The organism is Kitasatospora sp. NE20-6 (genome assembly GCF_045862635.1).
Genome location: NZ_BPRL01000172.1, coordinates 1 through 1,116 on the forward strand (window position 1 = coordinate 1; position 1,116 = coordinate 1,116).

The following is a 1,116-nucleotide window of genomic DNA, read 5'->3' on the forward strand; positions in this document are numbered from 1 at the left end:
CGAGGAGCACGACATGCTCCGGGACGCGATCCGTTCGCTGGCCGAGGCCAAGATCGCCCCGTACGCGGCCGAGGTCGACGAGCAGGGCCGTTTCCCGCAGGAGGCGCTCGACGCCCTGCAGGCCAACGACCTGCACGCCGTGCACGTGCCCGAGGAGTACGGCGGCGCCGGCGCGGACGCGCTCGCCACCGTGATCGTCATCGAGGAGGTCGCGCGGGTCTGCGCGTCGTCCTCGCTGATCCCGGCGGTCAACAAGCTCGGCTCGCTGCCCGTGCAGCTCTCGGGCTCCGAGGAGCTCAAGGCGAAGTACCTGGGCGCGCTGGCCCGGGGCGAGGGCATGTTCTCGTACTGCCTCTCCGAGCCGGAGGCCGGCTCGGACGCGGCCGGCATGAAGACCCGCGCCGTGCGTGACGGCGACTTCTGGGTGCTCGACGGCGTGAAGCGCTGGATCACCAACGCCGGTGTCTCCGAGTTCTACACGGTGATGGCCGTCACCGACCCGGAGAAGCGCTCCAGGGGCATCTCCGCGTTCGTGGTGGAGAAGGGCGACGCGGGCGTCTCCTTCGGTGCGCCGGAGAAGAAGCTCGGCATCAAGGGCTCGCCGACCCGTGAGGTCTACTTCGACGGCGTGCGCATCCCCGCCGACCGGATGATCGGCGCGGAGGGCACCGGCTTCGCCACCGCGATGAAGACCCTCGACCACACCCGGGTCACCATCGCCGCGCAGGCGATCGGCATCGCGCAGGGCGCCCTCGACTACGCCAAGGGCTACGTGCAGGAGCGCAAGCAGTTCGGCAGGGCGATCGCCGAGTTCCAGGGCGTGCAGTTCATGCTGGCCGACATGGCGATGAAGCTGGAGGCCGCCCGCCAGCTCACCTACGCCGCCGCCGCGAAGTCCCAGCGCACCGATGCAGACCTGACCTTCTTCGGTGCCGCCGCCAAGTGCTTCGCCTCCGACGCCGCGATGGAGATCACCACCGACGCCGTCCAGCTCCTCGGCGGCTACGGCTACACCCGCGACTACCCGGTCGAGCGCATGATGCGCGACGCCAAGATCACCCAGATCTACGAGGGCACCAACCAGGTCCAGCGCATCGTCATGGCCCGCAACCTGCC

1 protein-coding gene is annotated in these 1,116 nt (G+C 69.9%); it reads left to right on the top strand.

Annotated elements, in window-relative coordinates; translation table 11 throughout:
• The coding region (locus SNE206_RS40030; protein WP_407918513.1) for an acyl-CoA dehydrogenase family protein at window positions 1-1,116 on the top strand (1,116 nt) is incomplete at both ends.